The sequence below is a fragment of the Olleya sp. HaHaR_3_96 genome (genome assembly GCF_019278545.1).
GTDB lineage: Bacteria > Bacteroidota > Bacteroidia > Flavobacteriales > Flavobacteriaceae > Olleya.
In genome coordinates this window covers 3,797,018-3,815,055 of the sequence record NZ_CP058987.1, presented here as the reverse complement: position 1 = coordinate 3,815,055, position 18,038 = coordinate 3,797,018, and the positions used below count along the sequence as shown (strand labels likewise).

Sequence of the window (18,038 nt, the reverse complement as noted above, 5' to 3'; positions counted from 1 at the left end):
AAAGAAAAAGACAAGACGATGAAGATAGTACAAAAAAGTTTAGCTATTGTTGGTATAGCTGCCTTAGGGATGTTGTTTATTAATGCCTATCAAGATGCACCAACTGATGAGAATTTTGAAAAGAAAATTATAAACGATTATAATGTATATGCCATACAAATGCCAAGTTCTTTAGACTTTGCAGGCGAAGTTGTTCCGTTATCAAATCCGGATATTTACGAACGTATGGATAAAGAACTTTTGGTAAATACCTATTGGCAATCTAATGGATTGTTAATGTTTAAACGTGCTAAAAAATACTTTCCAATAATAGAGCCTATTTTGGCTAAACATGGTATACCAGACGACTTTAAATACTTAGCAGTAATAGAAAGTGGTTTGACAGATGCACGTTCTCCAGCAGGAGCGAGCGGGTTTTGGCAAATTATGAAAGCAACAGGGCGTGAGCATGGATTAGAAGTTAATGACAATGTTGACGAGCGTTACAATCTTGAAAAAGCAACAGAAGTAGCATGTGATTATTTAATCAGAGCTAAAAGAAGTTTAGGGTCTTGGACATCTGCAGCAGCTGCTTATAATGCTGGTAATTATGGTATCTCTAAACGTTTAGAGGCGCAAGGCGTTACTAGTTATTACGATTTATTATTAGGAGAAGAAACAGGGCGTTACGTGTTCCGTATTATTGCTTTAAAAGAAATCTTGTCTAATCCTGATAAGTATGGCTTTAACTTTAGAGATAAAGATTTATATACAACAGTACCAACTTATCAAGTAGCTGTAGATACGGCAGTGACAGATTTTGCTGGTTTTGCTAAGCAGTTTGGTATCAATTACAAAATTCTAAAATTACACAACCCTTGGTTGAGAGAACCACATTTAAATAATAGTTCTAGAAAGGAATATTTTATTGATATTCCAAGAGAAGGGTATTACCAAACAACGCCATAAATGCTAGAGTTTTTTAGCGAATATTGGTGGTCTACTGCAATTGTAATTAACTATATATTAGTTGTTATAGCAGTGACTACGATATTATTTAAATCTATTAATCCCACAAAAACACTAACATACATTATTGTCCTGTTAGTGTTTCCTTTTTTTGGGTTAATAGTTTATTATTTTTTCGGTCAGGAGTATCGGAAAAATAAAATTTTTAATAGAAAAGATGTGGTCAATAATAACTTGATACAGTCTATTAATAAGGAACTTAAGATAGATCCAGAAGCGTTATCTAACTACGAAGCTAATATCGAAGAAGATCAAATTAGGTTAATACATTTGCTTCAAAAAAATGATAAATCACCATTAACAAAGTATAATAATATTGAGATTATTATTAATGGTGAAAATAAATTTGAGAAACTTTTTAAAGATATTGAGAAGGCACAACAACACATTCATATTGAATATTATATATTAAAAGATGATAGGATTGGGACTCAATTTTTAGACCTTTTATGTAAAAAATCTAAGGAAGGTGTTAAAGTTAGACTTAGTTTTGATGATGTCGGTAGCAAAATTTCTTCTAAAATGAAGAAAAAGCTAACAGAAGCTAAAGTTGAGTTTTATGCGTTTATGCCAGTGTTATTTCCAAGATTTACAGGTAAAATGAATTACAGAAATCATAGAAAAATTGTTATCATTGATGGCGAAATAGGGTACGTCGGTGGTGTTAATGTTTCTGATACGTATGTTAATTATCCAGAAAGTAAAACGTATTGGAGAGATACGCATTTGAAAATTATTGGCGAATCTGTATTTACATTACAAACCCAGTTTTTAACGAATTGGAATTTTGTAGCAGAAACAACCTTAGAGATAAACCGTTCTTTTTTTCCACAAAATAAAGTAAAAGAAGTACAGCCTGTTCAGATAGCAGCAAGTGGTCCTGATACCGATTGGGCTAATATTATGGAGGCTATCTTTTTTGCAATTGTTACTGCAGAAAAACACGTGTATATCACAACGCCTTATTTTATACCTAATGAACAGATCATAACGGCTATGCAAGTAGCTTCAAAAAGTGGAGTAGATGTCCGTTTGTTAATACCAGACCAATCCGACTCTTGGACCGCTAAGCATGCTACAAACTCTTATTTAGAGCAATTATTTAAAGCTGATATTAAAATTTACAGGTACGAGAAAGGTTTTATACACGCTAAAACCATGGTCGTTGATGATGTCTTTACAACCATAGGGACTTGTAATATGGATTACAGAAGCTTTAATATTAATTTTGAAATCAATGCGTTAATCTATAGCAAGGCTAAAGCTAAGGAAGCGAAAGCGATCTTTATTAAAGATTTAGACGATGCTATTGAAGTTAATTTTAAAGCGTGGGAAGAAAGATCTAATTTTAATAGAATCCAAGAAGCCTATTGCAGACTTTGGGCACCGTTGCTTTAAGAGTTATTCTATTATAAAAGGTATTTAAAACAAAAATGTCCAACACTTTTTAAGAGTGTTGGACATTTTTAGTAGTGCTAGTTTGTAATTATCTACTACGTCTTTTCTGTGCACGTGCAGAACCACCTTGACCAAAATGTTGTTTAGGTGCTTGTGCGCGTTTCATGTTTTCTTTCATCATTTTAATCTGATCAGTTAACATCCCTTGCTTATCTAATTTTTGCGCTTCAGCTAATAATGTTGTTGCTTCTTGCTTTCTTCTTTTAGATAAAGCAACACCAGCTAAGTTTAATTTAACCATAGCCATATCGTGATCCATAGATAAACCTAATTGTTCTGCTTTCTTAAAATAACGTTCCGCTTCAGACATATTCTCTTGAGATACCATAATTCCATTTAAGAAGTTATAATACCCTTGTTGCTTTCTTACTAAAGCAGTGTCAGGATTTTTAATTTTATCTAACCAACTTTTTGCTCCAGGAAAATCTTGTTTTCTTAGTTTTAAAAAGGCAAGTAAAATGAATTCATTTTTAAAATAGAAAAACACAAATATTAGCGATAAAAGGATGTACATTATCCCGTTACCTATGTTACCTTCGACAAATTGATAGATTGCAAAACCAAAAATTCCGATTGCTAATATTAATTTTATTACTTTATTGTACATTATTTATAAGTTTAAAAGTCTTGAATTACTAGATTTATAACGTTTTTAGGCGCTTTTTTTAATGGAGTACAAAGAAACTAAAAAAATCTTTAAAAATATTTTTTAAATTAGGTTTGTGAAATAAAAAAGTCGTTGTATATTTGCGCTCAGTTTTAGGTCAAGCCTAATGCCAAATAAAACATTTACTATTCAGATTTAAAAAAATAAGACAATGCCAAAAAGAACGTTTCAACCATCAAAGAGAAAAAGAAGAAATAAACATGGTTTTAGAGAAAGAATGGCTTCTGCTAATGGTAGAAAGGTATTAGCTCGTCGTCGTGCTAAAGGAAGAAAGAAAATATCTGTTTCTACAGAAACTAGACATAAAAGATAATGATTAACAATTGTTAATATTATTAAGGCGTTACTTAGGTGTAACGCCTTTTTTTGTGTCCTAGAATTACTATTTTTGTTAACTGAAATAAAACAACTTAAAATGCCAAAAAATCCTAATTTAAAATCTATATTAATTATAGGTTCAGGTCCTATCGTTATTGGACAAGCTTGTGAGTTTGATTACTCTGGTACGCAAGCTTTAAGATCTTTAAGAGAAGACGGAATTGAAACGGTTTTAATCAATTCTAACCCAGCAACTATCATGACAGATCCAAGTATGGCTGATCATGTATACTTGCTACCTCTTACAACTAAGTCTATTTTACAAATATTAAAAGAACACCCTCAAATTGATGCCGTGTTACCTACAATGGGTGGACAGACCGCATTAAATTTATGTATTGAAGCAGACGAAAAAGGGATTTGGAAAGATTTTGGAGTAGAAATTATTGGTGTAAATATAGATGCCATTAATATTACTGAGGATAGAGAAAAATTTAGAGAGTTAATGCTTAAAATAGATGTTCCTATGGCGCCTCAAGCCACAGCAACATCCTATTTAAAAGGAAAAGAAATTGCTCAAGAATTTGGTTTTCCGTTAATTATCAGAGCTTCTTTTACACTAGGAGGAGCAGGCGCTTCTTTTGTACATAAAGAAGAAGATTTTGACGAGTTATTAACACGTGGACTTGAAATCTCTCCAATACACGAAGTCATGATCGATAAGGCTTTAATAGGCTGGAAAGAATATGAATTAGAGTTGTTACGTGATTCAAATGATAATGTTGTTATTATTTGTGCAATAGAAAACATGGATCCTATTGGGATTCATACAGGAGATTCTATTACAGTCGCTCCAGCAATGACTTTAAGTGATAAAACCTACCAAAAAATGCGTGATATGGCAATCCATATGATGCGTAATATTGGTGATTTTGCAGGTGGATGTAACGTGCAATTTGCTGTAAGTCCGGATGAAAATGAGGATATTATTGCTATCGAGATTAACCCGCGTGTATCAAGATCTTCTGCATTAGCAAGTAAAGCAACAGGTTATCCTATTGCTAAAATTGCAGCTAAACTAGCATTAGGATATTACTTAGACGAACTAGAGAATCAAATAACAAAATCGACGTCCGCTTTATTCGAACCGACTTTAGATTATGTTATCGTAAAAATACCACGTTGGAATTTTGATAAATTTGAAGGAAGTGATCGTACTTTAGGACTTCAAATGAAGTCCGTAGGAGAGGTTATGGGTATTGGACGCTCGTTTCAAGAAGCATTGCATAAAGCAACACAATCTTTAGAGATTAAGCGTAATGGATTGGGTGCTGATGGAAAAGGGTATAAAAATTACGAACAAATTATCGATAAATTAACACATGCCAGTTGGGATCGTGTATTTGTGATTTATGATGCCATTCAAATGGGAATACCATTAAGTCGTATTCATGAAATCACAAAAATTGATATGTGGTTTTTACGTCAATATGAGGAATTACATCAATTACAAATTGAAATTTCTACATTTAATATTGATACTATTGAAAGAGATTTATTACTTGAAGCAAAACAAAAAGGCTATGGTGACCGTCAAATAGCACACATGTTAGGTTGTTTAGAAAGTCAAGTGTATAATAAACGAGACGAATTAAATATCAATCGTGTGTTTAAGTTGGTTGATACGTGTGCTGCGGAATTTGAAGCAAAAACGCCATACTATTACTCTACATTTGAAAATGAAGTAGAAACTGCAGATGGTACGCGTTATACACATAATGAAAGTATTGTTTCTGATAAGAAAAAAGTTATCGTTTTAGGTTCAGGTCCAAATAGAATTGGTCAAGGTATCGAGTTTGATTATTGTTGTGTACATGGGGTTTTAGCTGCTGCAGAATGTGGTTATGAAACCATCATGATTAACTGTAATCCAGAAACAGTATCTACAGATTTTGATACGGCGGATAAATTATATTTCGAACCTGTATTCTGGGAACATATCTACGACATTATTAGACATGAAAAACCAGAAGGTGTTATTGTACAATTAGGTGGGCAAACGGCTTTAAAATTAGCAGAAAAACTATCTAAGTATGGTATTAAAATTTTAGGAACAAGTTTTGAAGCTTTAGATTTAGCGGAAGATAGAGGGTTGTTTTCTAATATGTTGAAAGAAAATAATATTCCTTATCCTGAATTTGATATTGCTACTACAGCAGATGAAGCAGCTGCCATTGCAGATGTTTTAGACTTTCCAATTTTAGTAAGACCATCTTATGTACTTGGAGGGCAAGGGATGAAAATTGTAATTAATAAACAAGAATTAGAGGAGCATGTTGTTGATTTATTAAGACGTATGCCAGGTAACCAATTACTATTAGATCATTATTTAGATGGTGCTATAGAAGCAGAAGCTGATGCTATTTGTGATGGAGAAAATGTGTACATTATTGGTATAATGGAACATATTGAACCTTGTGGAATCCACTCTGGAGATAGTAACTCGTTATTACCACCTTTTAATTTGGGACCTTTAGTAATGCAACAAATTATTGATCATACTAATAAGATTGCATTAGCACTTAATACCGTTGGTTTAATAAACATACAGTTTGCTATAAAAGATGATATGGTTTATATTATTGAAGCCAATCCTAGAGCATCTAGAACGGTTCCGTTTATAGCCAAAGCCTACGGAGAGCCTTATGTAAATTATGCAACTAAAGTAATGTTAGGAGAGAAAAAAGTCACTGATTTTGATTTTAAACCTAAATTAGAAGGGTATGCTATTAAACAACCTGTGTTTTCTTTTGATAAATTTCACAATGTTAATAAAAAGCTAGGACCAGAAATGAAGAGTACAGGAGAGAGTATCTTGTTTATAGACAGTCTTAAGGATGATCAGTTTTATGATTTATATGCTAGACGTAAAATGTATTTAAGTAAGTAATTTTCTAATTCACAGTAATTTAACAGTGTTTTTGGATTCCTTTTATTAAATTTGTTATTATTAGAGTTTACTATATGATGAAAAAACTACTTTTTACTTTACTATTATTGGTTACATTAAGCGCGTCTGTGCAGAGTCAATCTGTTGCAAACAAGGCTTTAAATGGAACGACAATTGAAGACGAATTGACAGCAATGAAGGTGTATCCTAATCCAGCATCTGCGACGTTAAACATAGAGTTCTCTGCTGCTGTAAAAGGCGGAGTGATTTTAGAAGTTTATAATGTGCTTGGAAAAAAAGTGTTGTTAAAAACGATTACGCAATTAAAAACACGTTTGTCTATTTCAGAATGGAATGACGGTGTTTATTTATTGAAAATGTCACCTGTTAACGGTGGTAAATCGGTAACCAAACGTCTTGTTAAAATTTAACACAAAATTTAAATATAAAAAAAGCCTTCATGAAAATGAAGGCTTTTTTTTATGTAATAGTTTGGTTTTTATAAAGACATCATTAAAAATTTTCAGGTAAATCAATCCTAACTTTATGGTCTTGTAAAATAGGTAAATAGTCTACGTGAGAGAAGTCTTGGTGATCAAACTCATATTGACGTTGTTTTTTAGTTTCCATACGCTTCAGTGCTTTTAAAAAGCGTTTGACTTCTACTTTATCATTTAAAATAAGTCCAGGAACGGCTTTAGATTTACCATGTTCATCTTTAGAGACCATTGTAAAGTAAGACGAGTTACAGTGTTTGATAATTCCCGTTTGAATGTTTTCTGCAATCACTCTAATACCAACAACCATGGAGGTGTTACCTACAAAGTTTACAGAGGCTTTCATGGTTACTAATTCTCCAACTTCAATGGGATTTAAAAAGTCGACCGTATCGACACTTGCGGTAACGCAGTAGCTTTTTGAATGTTTTGAAGCACAAGCAAAGGCAATTTGATCCATTAAATTTAAGATGTAACCTCCATGTATTTTTCCACTAAAATTGGAATGAGAAGGGAGCATTAACTCGGATATACTGATGCGTGAGGCATCTGCTGTTTTATAATCTTTCATAATTAGTAATTAGATCGGCGTTCTTTATCTTCTTCTACTTTAGTAATAAAATACTTGGTGTCACCTAGCCAAAAGAAGGTTTTGTAGCGTTCAAAATACGTCAATTTTACAAATTTACCTTGTAAACGGTTTAAATCTTTAATCACCTGTTTTTCTTTGTCTTCAACAGAGAATTCAAAACGTTGCGCTTCGGATACCCCTTGACTAATTTCGCCTTCCCAGGTTTTAAAAATAACACCTTTGTTAGTAAACTTGACTAACTCACCAGCTCTTACCCCTTCGCTGTATGTCGCAAAATAGATAAAGGAAAAATAGCCAGCTATAATAAGGACTACAATAATTAATGTTTTTACTAAAAATTTTATCATGATATCTATTTTTTAATCGTCAGATTCTGCTCGTTTTATTATCGCTTCTGGTAATGCTTTTTTAGCTTTTGCGCCTAGTTTTTTTAATTTTTCGACACTAGTAATTAAGTTTCCTTTTCCTTCAACTAGTTTATTCATGGCAGAAGAATAATCTCTTTTAGCATCGTCGATCTTTTTTCCAACACCAGTTAAGTCATTTACCAAACCATGAAACTTATCGTACAACGCGCCTGCTTGACGTGCAATTTCGATGGCATTTTGTTGTTGTTTTTCATTATTCCACATACTATCCACCGTTCGTAACGTGGCTAATAGGGTAGAAGGGGTTACAATAACTATGTTTTTCTCGAATGCTTTATTGTAAATCGAATTATCTGCATTTATAGCGACAGCAAAAGCAGGTTCGATTGGGATAAATAGTAAGACAAAGTCAGGACTTTCGATGTCATATAAATCCTCGTATTTTTTCTCAGATAATTGGTCGACGTGCCTTTTAATAGAATTGATGTGTGCTTTTAAAAATAACTCGCGCTCGTCATCTTCAGCATTAACATAACGTTCGTAATCGGTTAAAGACACCTTACTGTCAATAATCATTTTTTTATTGTCCGGTAAGTGCAGTACAATATCCGGAAGTACTCTAGAGCCATCCGCTCTGGTAAAATTTTGTTGTACAAAATATTCTCTGTCTTTTTCCAAACCAGATTTTTCAAGAACACGTTCCAAAACTAATTCGCCCCAATTTCCTTGCATTTTACTATCTCCTTTTAAGGCTCTAGTCAAGTTGGTGGCTTCTTTTGTCATTTGTTGATTTAAGTCTTTTAAACCAAGTAATTGCTCTTTTAAAGCAGAATGCATGCTAATACTTTCCTTTTGTGTATCGTCTACTTTTTTCTCGAAAGTTTGAATCTTTTCTTGAAGTGGACTTAAAATGTTTTTAATGTTTTCTTTATTCTGAAGGGTGAATTTTTCACTCTTTTCATCTAAAATTTTGGTAGCTAATAGCTCAAAATCTTTACGTAATTGTTCTTGACGCAATTCGACTTCTTCGTCACGTTTTAGATTTAATTGCTGCAAGTTTTCAAAATCGGCATTTTTTCTAGCCAAATCTTCATTTAAAAAATCCTTTTCACGACGGATCTCTTCACGCTCTATTTCAATTTTAGAAATAGTTTGTTTTAACTCTTGTAATTGGGTAGTAAAGGTGGAGCTTTGTCTTTCGCTTTCAGCGGAATAAAATTGTTTTAAGTCAGACAATTGCTGTTGTAAGTTCGCATTGCGTTCTTCCAAGGTACTTTTCTCACTTTTACTTTTAAGTGTAGTGAATAGCATGCCTAAATAACCACCAATAGCGGCAGCGATTAAAATAGCGATAATAAGGATGATGTTGTCGTTCATAATAAGCAATTGTAAAGGATGTAAAAGTAATAAATTATAAAGGGTTATAATTTATTACTTAAGAGTCTTTCTTAACATTTGAAAAATCATATTTTTTCATTGTTTTTTGAAGTGTTTTCCAATGATTACGTAATTGTCTCTTTATTTCAGGAGCTTCCAAATCATCTGAAGCTCTGTAAGCGTACCTTAGATAATTACCTCTAAATTTTCTATCAAAATATTCAGTTTTGGCTTTCCCATTGCTATAGTTTGTTCTTTTAGCAGGAAGTGGTCTAGATTTTTCTCCTTTATAGCTAAATAATCGATATATTTTTCTCTTAAATATAGGGGCTTCATCTAAAAGGTGTCTTTCTTTTATGGTTTCAACTCTTTTATGTTTTCGTTTTACGGTTTCTTTCATTTCTCTATAAAACTTAGCTAAGTTTTTAGATTTAATTAAAGTTTGATAACCATAAAATTCAAAACCTAAATAGTTTAAAGGGACATTTTCTTTTAAACTAATATCATTTTCTATTTTGTAAGATTGTAAACGTCCTTTGTTTATTTTAAAAAGTGTTTTCTCTGTTTTTTCTAATGAAACTGTTAGCTTGTTTTTTATCATTTCATCTTCAACAAAATGACTCACAAATTCAATTTGATTTTCATTACAAATCATAACAATATCATCGGAATAACGTCTGTAAAATACGTCGTGTTTTAAAGTCAATTCTTGTATAACAGATTCGTCAAAAGCCAGCATATAAATATTAGCTAATAATGCACTTATAGGTAAACCTTGAGGGATTCCCATTAGGTTTTTATCGTCGTCTTGTTTCTGGTTTTTATGAATTATGATATCGGACTCAATCAACTCTTTTATGCTATTAAAAAACGTGTGTTTCCCTTCTTTTTTATGTTTTGCTAACTCCTTTTCATCAAAATGACCATTTTTAGTCTTTAAATCTTTAAGCTTGACGTAAGAAAACCTGGTGGTTGCTTTAAAAATATTAAAGTGATCTTTAGGTAATGTTTTATGACCTAAAACTTTTGCCCAGGCTAGTTTTAGTTTTTTATGATTTAAACTAGGAAAGAAATTCTCTATATCTAAAACTAGAGCAACACAATTTTCTCGTCTTTTAATTTCATCAAAAACATCTTTTGCAAAATGCACGTTGTTTTTAAATTTTACTTTGTCTTCAGTTTCTATTTGTCGATATGCAGTTATAGCATTGGACAATAAAGTGTTTTGCTTTAAATACGCCTCGTATTTTGGGGTAATAATCTGTTGTGCATAATAGGAGTAAACATGAGCGTCTAAATGGGTAGCATATAGTATTTCTCTAATCTTGGTATTGGAAACGACTTTACCGTCTTTAATTTTTTTGTGAGACCGTTTTTGGACACCATTAAAGTCCGATACTTTATAACGTCTTTGTTTAATTTCTTTAAAAATGAGAGGTGAGAAGGCATGTTGTGCTACCTTTTTTTTATTGGTGACATAGCGCTCAATATTTTTTCTAATAGACATGGGTGTCTTATTAGTAAAATGCGGATACCCTCTGTCTTTAAACCAATCTTTTTGTGCTTTCATATTTTAAATAAAAGTAAGAGAAGTTCTCGCACGTATTTATAACAGAATAAAACTTACACCTTTTAAAGGATTGAACCATTAGCCGAGTTCTCGACTCACGTTGCAATTGTACGTCTTATAACAAATAACTATAATATGATAGAACTCATTAAATTAATAATCGACTTAGTCTTAGAGACCTTAGATATAAACCAATTGCTGGTGTATATAACAGACCTTATAAGAATTATTGAGGTAGTATCGATACTACCGAAGATAATTTCTTATATTTACTGTAACAAAGCTGACAGAAATACATTTTGCTTAATCTCCATATTTATTATCCTTTTTACTCAAAAAAAGTCGGATTAAGTGATTGATTAAAAATCAATACAGTAGTTCAACAAATGTTTTATTCCTTTTAACTAAAGAACTTCCTTACTTTCAGGTAAATATAGGATATATTCCTATATTTAGTAAAAAATAAACCAACTATATGAGTGAATTTAAAATAGGCGCTATTGTAACATTAAAGTCACATCCATTATTTAGTGTAACACCACAAAAAATTAAAGAATTACCAGCGCAAGTACCGCCATTAATGCTTGTGAAAGAGGTGATTTATGAAAATGCGGATAAAAAGAAAGTTTTTAGTGATGTAATCGTAAACGCGCAAATAGCAGATACAGTAAAATATATTTGTGTTTATTTTAATGCAAATAAAAGTGAATTTGTAGAAAAAGAGATTTACCATTCATTCTTAGAATCCTATTTGAAACTAAAGTACTATAAAGAACTTGAAAAAGATAGAGTGAAAACGTTTGTTTTGAATAAAACATTAATAGATGAAGTAATTACTTATACAAAAGTAGACACTTATGTTTACGGTAAAAGAGTACAATTTCTAACTAAAAAATTAGAGCATAGAAAATCGTATGATTTTACATCTGAAAGAATTCCAGGGTCATCATTTCAAACACCAGATTTTATATTGTCAGGAATAAAGAATGAAGAACAAAAAGATTTGTTTTTTCAGGAAGGTAATGAAAGTAAGCCAAAAAGAAAGATTGCGGAACAGTCTTACAAAGTTATGTGGTTTAATCATATTCAACAAAAATTTAGTGAGCAGTATTTACCAAAAGAGTTTTTTGTAGAGGGTTTAGAAATTTAAACAGGAAGCTAATGTCAATACTATGTGATACTGAAACAAGTTCAGCATGACGATGTTTATTGTTTTGAAATTGTAATGCAGATGAAGTTAGTTCTATTGAAGATGTTTCAAAAGTCTAATTAGTATGTGATACTGAAACAAGTTCAGTATGACGTTGTTTATTGCTTTGTAATTGTAATTGTAATTGTAATTCAGATGAAGTTAGTTCTATTGAAGATGTTTCAAAAGTCTAATTAGTATGTGATACTGAAACAAGTTCAGTATGACGTTGTTTATTGCTTTGAAATCGTAATTAAGATGAAGCTTGTTCTATTTAAGATGTTTTAAAAGCTTAATTATTATGTGATACTGAAACGAGTTCAGTATGACGTTGTTTATTGCTTTGTAATTGTAATCGTAATTGTAATTGTAATTCAGATGAAGTTAGTTCTATTGAAGATGTTTCAAAAGTCTAATTAGTATGTGATACTGAAACAAGTTCAGCATGACGTTGTTTATTGCTTTGAAATCGTAATTAAGATGAAGTTAGTTCTATTGAAGATGTTTCAAAAGCTTAATTAGTATGTGATACTGAAACAAGTTCAGCATGACGTTGTTTATTGCTTTGAAATCGTAATGCAGATGAAGTTTGTTCTATTGAGGATGTTTCATAATCCTAAAAATGTGATATACTGAAACAAGTGGAGTAGGACGTGAAAATTACTTTTTCACTCTAAAACTGCCTGTTTTTTCATCAAAAACAATCATATCTTCAGGGAAAAGTTTAGAAAAGGCTCCTTTTTCGATTAAATGGCAAGGCGTATCGTTTATAATACTGTCTTTAGACATGACAATCATACTGTCACAGAGTTGGATGGCTAAATCTATTTCATGAGAAGAAAATAGAATTGTTTTCCCCGTTTCTTTGGTTAGTTTACGCAGTAGTTTTAAGATGTATACTTTATGATACATATCCAAATGAGATGTTGGTTCGTCTAAAATAATTAGGTCTGTATCTTGTGCTAACGCACGTGCAATCATCACTTTTTGTAATTGACCATCACTAAGCTCAAAGCATTTTTTATGTTGTAACGCTTCAATATTAGTTTGAATAATAGCTTTGGTTATAATCTCTAAATCTGGTTGAGATAAATTCCCTACCCAATTAGTATAAGGTTGCCGACCTAAAGCGACGAGCTCAAAAACGGTTAGGTTTTTAGCTGTAATGGGCTCGGTTAAGACCAAGCTTAGGGTTTTTGCTAGTTCTAAATTAGAATAGTCTTGTAATGGTTTTTCGTTTATTGAAATCGCGCCATGTAAAGGCTCGTGAACCTTAGTTAACGTTTTTAATAGTGTTGATTTTCCAATACCATTACCGCCAACTAAACCTATTAATTCTCCTTTTTTTAAAGCAATAGTAATGTTTGACGCTACTATAGTTTGCGTTTTTTTAGTCTGATAGCCTATGGTTAAGTTATCTGTTTTAAGGATGGTATGTTGGTTTTTAGGTTCTGGCACTATTTTATTTCTGGTTAAATTTTGCTTTGTTTTATAGTCATTTTAAAACACCATTTTACGCTGTCTGACTAATAACCAAACGACAACAGGGGCGCCAATTAAAGAGGTAATAGCATTGATAGGTAATAAATAATCGGTATTTGGTAATTGTGCGATACTGTCGCAAATTAGCATAATAATAGCACCAAATAAAAAGACTGCTGGTAATAGTATTTTATGGTTTGAGGTATTAAATACTTGTCGTGTAACATGTGGTATTGCCAAACCTATAAAGGCTATTGGTCCTGCAAATGCAGTAATTGTACCTGCTAACAAACTCGTGGCGATTATAATTAATAAACGACTTTGTTTAATGTTTAAACCTAAGCTTTTGGCGTAATTTTCACCTAATAATAATGTGTTTAATCCTTTAATGGATAAGATACTAAAACCGATACCTAAACTATATAGAAATGCAAAAATTTGAAGTTCGCTCCAATCTAAATCCCCTAAACTACCAAAGCCCCAAAAAATGTATTGTTGTAGTTGCTCGGCCGAACTAAAGTAGGAGAGGACACTAACAATTGCTGATGTGATACTTCCAAACATTAAACCTATAATTAAAATAGCCATGGTATCTCTAACTTTAGAAGAGACAATAAGTACTAGTAATAAGACTAAAAAACTACCTAGGCTGGCAGCAATGACTAAGCTCCATTTTGTAAGTAGGAAAGTCGCTAAAAATCCACCAAAAACACTACTTCCTAAAATAACTAAAGCCACACCCAAACTGGCGCCAGACGTAATCCCTAATACAAAAGGACCTGCTAATGGATTTCTGAATAAGGTTTGCATTAATAATCCCGAAATTCCTAAACCAGAACCGACCAAAACAGCCGTTATAGCTTTTGGTAAACGATAGTTTTGTATTATATACTCTTGATTAGACAGACTATCTGTTGCTGTAAAAAAACTACTGACAATGGTTTTAAAAGGAATAGAAATAGACCCTAAACTAATATTAACACAGAATAGTACCAACAGTAGTATTGTTAGTATTAAGAAGCTATATGAGTATTTGTTTTTCAATTAGATCGTTTTTCACTCCGATAACTTCGGAATCACATACAAATATAAGCTAAGATTTAAATTGGCTGTACTTTAAGTTGTAAGTGTTATTACTTTAAAGGTTTAAAAAAGTAGGGTGTATATTCTGGTAATAGTTCTGGGTGGCAAATTTTAATAATATCTTTTAAGACTAAGTCTGGTCTTGCTAAACCGCTCTCATAATACAATACGCCTCCCGTTTTTCCTGTAGTATTAGAAAACGTGTAAATGGCGTTGTTTTTAAACGCATCAAATTGTGTGTAATGGGTGTTAGCCTGTTTTAAAGCGTCCATTGTTGGGTAATACGATGGGCTTAACCATAGGTCTGCACTTTTAGCTTTTTCAAAAACAGTTTCAAAACTTAAGGCTAAACTTCCTGTACCTTTAGTATCTGCATATAAATAGTCTACATTGGCGTCTTTTAAAAACTGAGCTTCGGTACTTGTTCCATTTGGTAAGTACCAGACGTCTTTATGCATAGCACCACTTATTACGGTTGGGCGTTTACTAACCGTTTGTGCTAGTTTTTGTGCCGTTTTATAATCAGTTTCGATAGTTTTAAATATAGAATCGGCTTGTGCTGTTTTATTATATAATGCACCAAAAAATTTAATCCATTCTGCTTTAGCTAGTGGCGATTTTTCAACCCAATCTCCATTATAAATTACTGGGATCCTTGCTTTATTTATTGTATTTAATGATTTACTGCTACCATCAACACCAAAACCAATGACAACATCAGGATTTAGACTAAGTAGCACTTCTGTGTTTAGGCCTTCGTTTTTACCTAATTCTCTAACGCTGCCATTATCTATACGTTGTCTTGTCTTTTCTGAGGAGACATAATCCGTTCCAGGAAATCCGATTAAGGTTTCTTCTTCATTTAATAATTCTAAAGCAGGAATATGAGTGGTCGAGGTCACAACAATACGCTTAACAGGTGTTATGATAATACCATCATATTCGCCTTTCATAAAAGATCTTTTTGCTGCTTCTTCTTTAGAAATTAAAACATAACGGTATGTTTTTTCAGCATTAGGCCAAGGATTATTAATTTTTAAAACCTTAAAATCACTTACAGTGGAAATGCTAAATCCTTCCGCATAAGCAATAGTATTACTTACTTTTTGAGTTGTTGGATTTTGTGTCGGTGGAAGTTTACCAGGAATACCTTTGTCTTCTTTACAATTTAGAAAGAATAAAGCAGACAATAGAAGTAATAAAAAAGTTTTGTTTTGTAACATTGGTAACACGTTATCGGAATGAATTCCTTTAGATTTATATAAAATTCTAGTTATGAGGGACGGTTCAAATTTAACAATATATATAGTAGGAGGAATTATATTATTACATTTTTTAGTGGGCTTTGTTTATTTGATTTATAAAATGAACAAGAAAAAATAGGAAAAACATTATTTTAAATAGTACTTTTGCGTCGAATTTTGGTTTGGTTTTGTACTTGTGCAAAATCAATTAAAAGGGAATCAAGTGAAAGACTTGAACTGTTCCCGCAACTGTAATCTTTGTTCACAGTGTGAATACTTATTATTAACCTTCTAGTCACTGGAGAGATACTCTGGGAAGACAGATAATAAGATGAGAGTCAGGAGACCTGCCAGAATTTGTCATCTAATATGACTTTCGGGAGAAAAGTCTTCAAGATTTATGAATCGATTTGTTTCAATTTTCGTTGTTTTATGTTCTTGTGCAGTTTTTGCTCAGGATGGTCCTATCACGAAATTAGATGAAGTAAGTCTAAAATATATTAAATTAAAAGATTCCGTTTATACAACGACGCAAACAGTTTTAAATGATAGTGTTTTAAAACGTAATCAATCTTCTCTTACAAGTCTTTTAAATTTCAATTCTACTATTTATTTAAAGGAGAATGGCTTAGGTATGGTGTCGTCTCCAAGTTTTAGAGGTACAACTGCGCAACAAACTGCTGTATTATGGAATGGTATAAATATAAACTCTCAAACAACAGGACAGACAGATTTTAATTCTATTAATACCCGAGGCTTTGATCAGGTTGTTGTTAAATCTGGAGGCGGTAGTGTTGTAGATGGTAGTAATGCTATTGGAGGAAGTATCTATTTAGGAAACAATTTAAGTTATAATGAAGGTTTTAAAAACGATGTATTTTTAAAATATGGCAGTTTTAATACCTATGGCTTAGATTATAAAACTACTTATTCAACAAAAAAAGAAAGCTTTTCGTTAGGACTTTCTCGAACAGGATCGGATAATGATTATGAGTATCCAGGAACGGATAGAATAAATGTAAATGGACAATTTAACAACACAAATATTAGTTCGACTTTTGGCTTTAAGTTAGATGATAAAAATACTATTAATGTATATTCTAATATTTACGATGGTAAACGCCATTTCTCTTTGCCAACACCAAACGCTTTAAAAACTAAATATTACGATTTTAATACGCGTAATATGTTAGAGTGGGAATTAAAATCAAACAACATAGTATCTAATACTAAAGTAGCTTATTTAACAGAAAACTACGAGTTTTATCCTAATATAGATAGGGATTATAATACTTACGGTAAAGTAGGAAGTGTGTTTGTAAAATATAATTTAGACTACACATTGGGGCGTATACTTTTAAGTGGTGGATTAAATTATAATCAAAATAATGGAGAGGGTTCAGACATACAACATAAAATTCGTCATCTAGGATCTGTTGTTTTAGGAGTAAAACAAAAAGTGAATAAGCGTTTTTTATATGAGGTTAGCTTAAGACAAGAAGTTAATAATATTTACGAAAGTCCATTTTTATATTCTGCTGGTGTACAAGCAGAAATAACTAGTTTTTATAGTTTAAAATTAAATACCTCTAAAAATTTTAGAATACCAACTTACAACGATTTGTACTGGGAAGGACTTGGTAATCCAGACTTGAAACCAGAATTATCATATCAAGGGGAGATTAGTAATGTGCTACACCTACCTAATGCGTCTTTAACACTAACCGGTTACTTTAATACAGTAGAAAACTTATTGCTTTGGACACCGGATATTAATGGGATTTGGAGGCCAGGAAATGCAGAAAATGTAAATATCTATGGTTTTGAAGCTCTTTTTAATGCTAATAAAAAAATAGGACTACATAAAGTTGATATCTCTGCAACGTATGCTTATACGGTTTCTAAAAATGAAGAAACGGATAAGCAATTAATATATGTACCATACCATAAATTGACAACGTCTATTGGTTATAATTATAAAAAACTATCCGCTTATTATCAGTTTATCAATAACGGAGAAGTATTTACTACAACAGATAATGCTCCAGAACACATTGTTAATAGTTATATGTTAGCAAATTTAGGTTTGGAGTATAACCTTGGAAAAGGAACAAACAAATACACTATTGGAGTACAGGTTTTAAACCTATGGAATGAGACCTATGAAAGTGTTTTAAACAGACCTGCGCCTGGCAGAAATTATAGTGTTTACTTGAATCTTAATATTTAAAAATT

15 protein-coding genes and 1 riboswitch are annotated in these 18,038 nt (G+C 31.9%); of the genes, 7 read left to right on the top strand and 8 right to left on the bottom strand.

The window, feature by feature from the left end; translation table 11 throughout:
* Positions 1-18 precede the first annotated feature (18 nt).
* Entirely contained in the window at positions 19-948 is a 930-nt protein-coding gene (locus H0I26_RS16790; protein ID WP_101019578.1) for a lytic transglycosylase domain-containing protein, read from the top strand.
* Positions 949-2,406: a cardiolipin synthase gene (gene cls / locus H0I26_RS16785; RefSeq protein ID WP_218700089.1), complete on the top strand. Its 1,458-nt coding sequence runs from the start codon at positions 949-951 to the stop codon at positions 2,404-2,406. It abuts the gene before it with no gap.
* A gap of 88 nt (positions 2,407-2,494) precedes the next feature.
* Here cls and H0I26_RS16780 read toward each other — a convergent pair whose 3' ends face one another.
* A complete protein-coding gene (locus H0I26_RS16780) occupies positions 2,495-3,073 on the bottom strand; it encodes a tetratricopeptide repeat protein (protein ID WP_101019573.1) in 579 nt (192 codons plus the stop codon).
* Positions 3,074-3,284: 211 nt separating this feature from the next.
* Between H0I26_RS16780 and rpmH the strand changes: the two genes are divergently transcribed.
* The 3 genes from rpmH to H0I26_RS16765 all read left to right on the top strand — a co-directional run bounded on the left by rpmH (position 3,285) and on the right by H0I26_RS16765 (position 6,832).
* Positions 3,285-3,446 (top strand): 50S ribosomal protein L34, encoded by a 162-nt coding sequence (gene rpmH / locus H0I26_RS16775; protein ID WP_028291243.1) that lies wholly within the window; start codon positions 3,285-3,287, stop codon positions 3,444-3,446.
* A gap of 102 nt (positions 3,447-3,548) precedes the next feature.
* A complete protein-coding gene (carB, locus tag H0I26_RS16770) occupies positions 3,549-6,401 on the top strand; it encodes a carbamoyl-phosphate synthase large subunit (RefSeq protein WP_101021021.1) in 2,853 nt (950 codons plus the stop codon).
* A gap of 74 nt (positions 6,402-6,475) precedes the next feature.
* Positions 6,476-6,832 carry a T9SS type A sorting domain-containing protein gene (locus H0I26_RS16765; protein ID WP_218700088.1) on the top strand — a complete coding sequence of 119 codons (357 nt, stop codon included), beginning with the start codon at positions 6,476-6,478 and terminating at the stop codon, positions 6,830-6,832.
* A gap of 82 nt (positions 6,833-6,914) precedes the next feature.
* Here the strand turns inward: H0I26_RS16765 and H0I26_RS16760 are convergent, their stop codons facing one another.
* The 4 genes from H0I26_RS16760 to H0I26_RS16745 are packed head-to-tail and all read right to left on the bottom strand — an operon-like array spanning position 6,915 to position 10,805.
* Entirely contained in the window at positions 6,915-7,469 is a 555-nt protein-coding gene (locus tag H0I26_RS16760; protein ID WP_101019541.1) for an acyl-CoA thioesterase, read from the bottom strand.
* Between the two features lie 2 nt (positions 7,470-7,471).
* Positions 7,472-7,837 carry a 6-phosphogluconate dehydrogenase gene (locus H0I26_RS16755; protein ID WP_218700087.1) on the bottom strand — a complete coding sequence of 122 codons (366 nt, stop codon included), beginning with the start codon at positions 7,835-7,837 and terminating at the stop codon, positions 7,472-7,474.
* A gap of 12 nt (positions 7,838-7,849) precedes the next feature.
* The gene (locus H0I26_RS16750) at positions 7,850-9,235 is read right to left on the bottom strand and encodes a DNA recombination protein RmuC (RefSeq protein ID WP_218700086.1); all 1,386 of its coding nucleotides are present in this window, start codon (positions 9,233-9,235) and stop codon (positions 7,850-7,852) included.
* Positions 9,236-9,293: 58 nt separating this feature from the next.
* The gene (locus H0I26_RS16745) at positions 9,294-10,805 is read right to left on the bottom strand and encodes a reverse transcriptase domain-containing protein (RefSeq protein WP_218700085.1); all 1,512 of its coding nucleotides are present in this window, start codon (positions 10,803-10,805) and stop codon (positions 9,294-9,296) included.
* A gap of 475 nt (positions 10,806-11,280) precedes the next feature.
* On the opposite strand from H0I26_RS16745, the gene H0I26_RS16740 reads away from it, so the two are divergent.
* Entirely contained in the window at positions 11,281-11,955 is a 675-nt protein-coding gene (locus tag H0I26_RS16740; protein WP_218700084.1) for a hypothetical protein, read from the top strand.
* Between the two features lie 699 nt (positions 11,956-12,654).
* Here H0I26_RS16740 and H0I26_RS16735 read toward each other — a convergent pair.
* The 3 genes from H0I26_RS16735 to H0I26_RS16725 all read right to left on the bottom strand — a co-directional run bounded on the left by H0I26_RS16735 (position 12,655) and on the right by H0I26_RS16725 (position 15,782).
* Positions 12,655-13,452 carry an ABC transporter ATP-binding protein gene (locus tag H0I26_RS16735; RefSeq protein ID WP_256935168.1) on the bottom strand — a complete coding sequence of 266 codons (798 nt, stop codon included), beginning with the start codon at positions 13,450-13,452 and terminating at the stop codon, positions 12,655-12,657.
* Between the two features lie 42 nt (positions 13,453-13,494).
* Entirely contained in the window at positions 13,495-14,520 is a 1,026-nt protein-coding gene (locus H0I26_RS16730) for a FecCD family ABC transporter permease (protein ID WP_218700083.1), read from the bottom strand.
* Positions 14,521-14,609: 89 nt separating this feature from the next.
* Positions 14,610-15,782 (bottom strand): ABC transporter substrate-binding protein, encoded by a 1,173-nt coding sequence (locus tag H0I26_RS16725; protein ID WP_218700082.1) that lies wholly within the window; start codon positions 15,780-15,782, stop codon positions 14,610-14,612.
* 187 nt (positions 15,783-15,969) lie between these two features.
* Positions 15,970-16,173: riboswitch (cobalamin riboswitch) on the top strand.
* 30 nt (positions 16,174-16,203) lie between these two features.
* Here H0I26_RS16725 and H0I26_RS16720 point away from each other — a divergent pair.
* On the top strand, positions 16,204-18,033 hold the full coding sequence (locus tag H0I26_RS16720) for a TonB-dependent receptor plug domain-containing protein (RefSeq protein ID WP_218700081.1): 1,830 nt from the start codon (positions 16,204-16,206) through the stop codon (positions 18,031-18,033).
* Positions 18,034-18,038 lie beyond the last annotated feature (5 nt).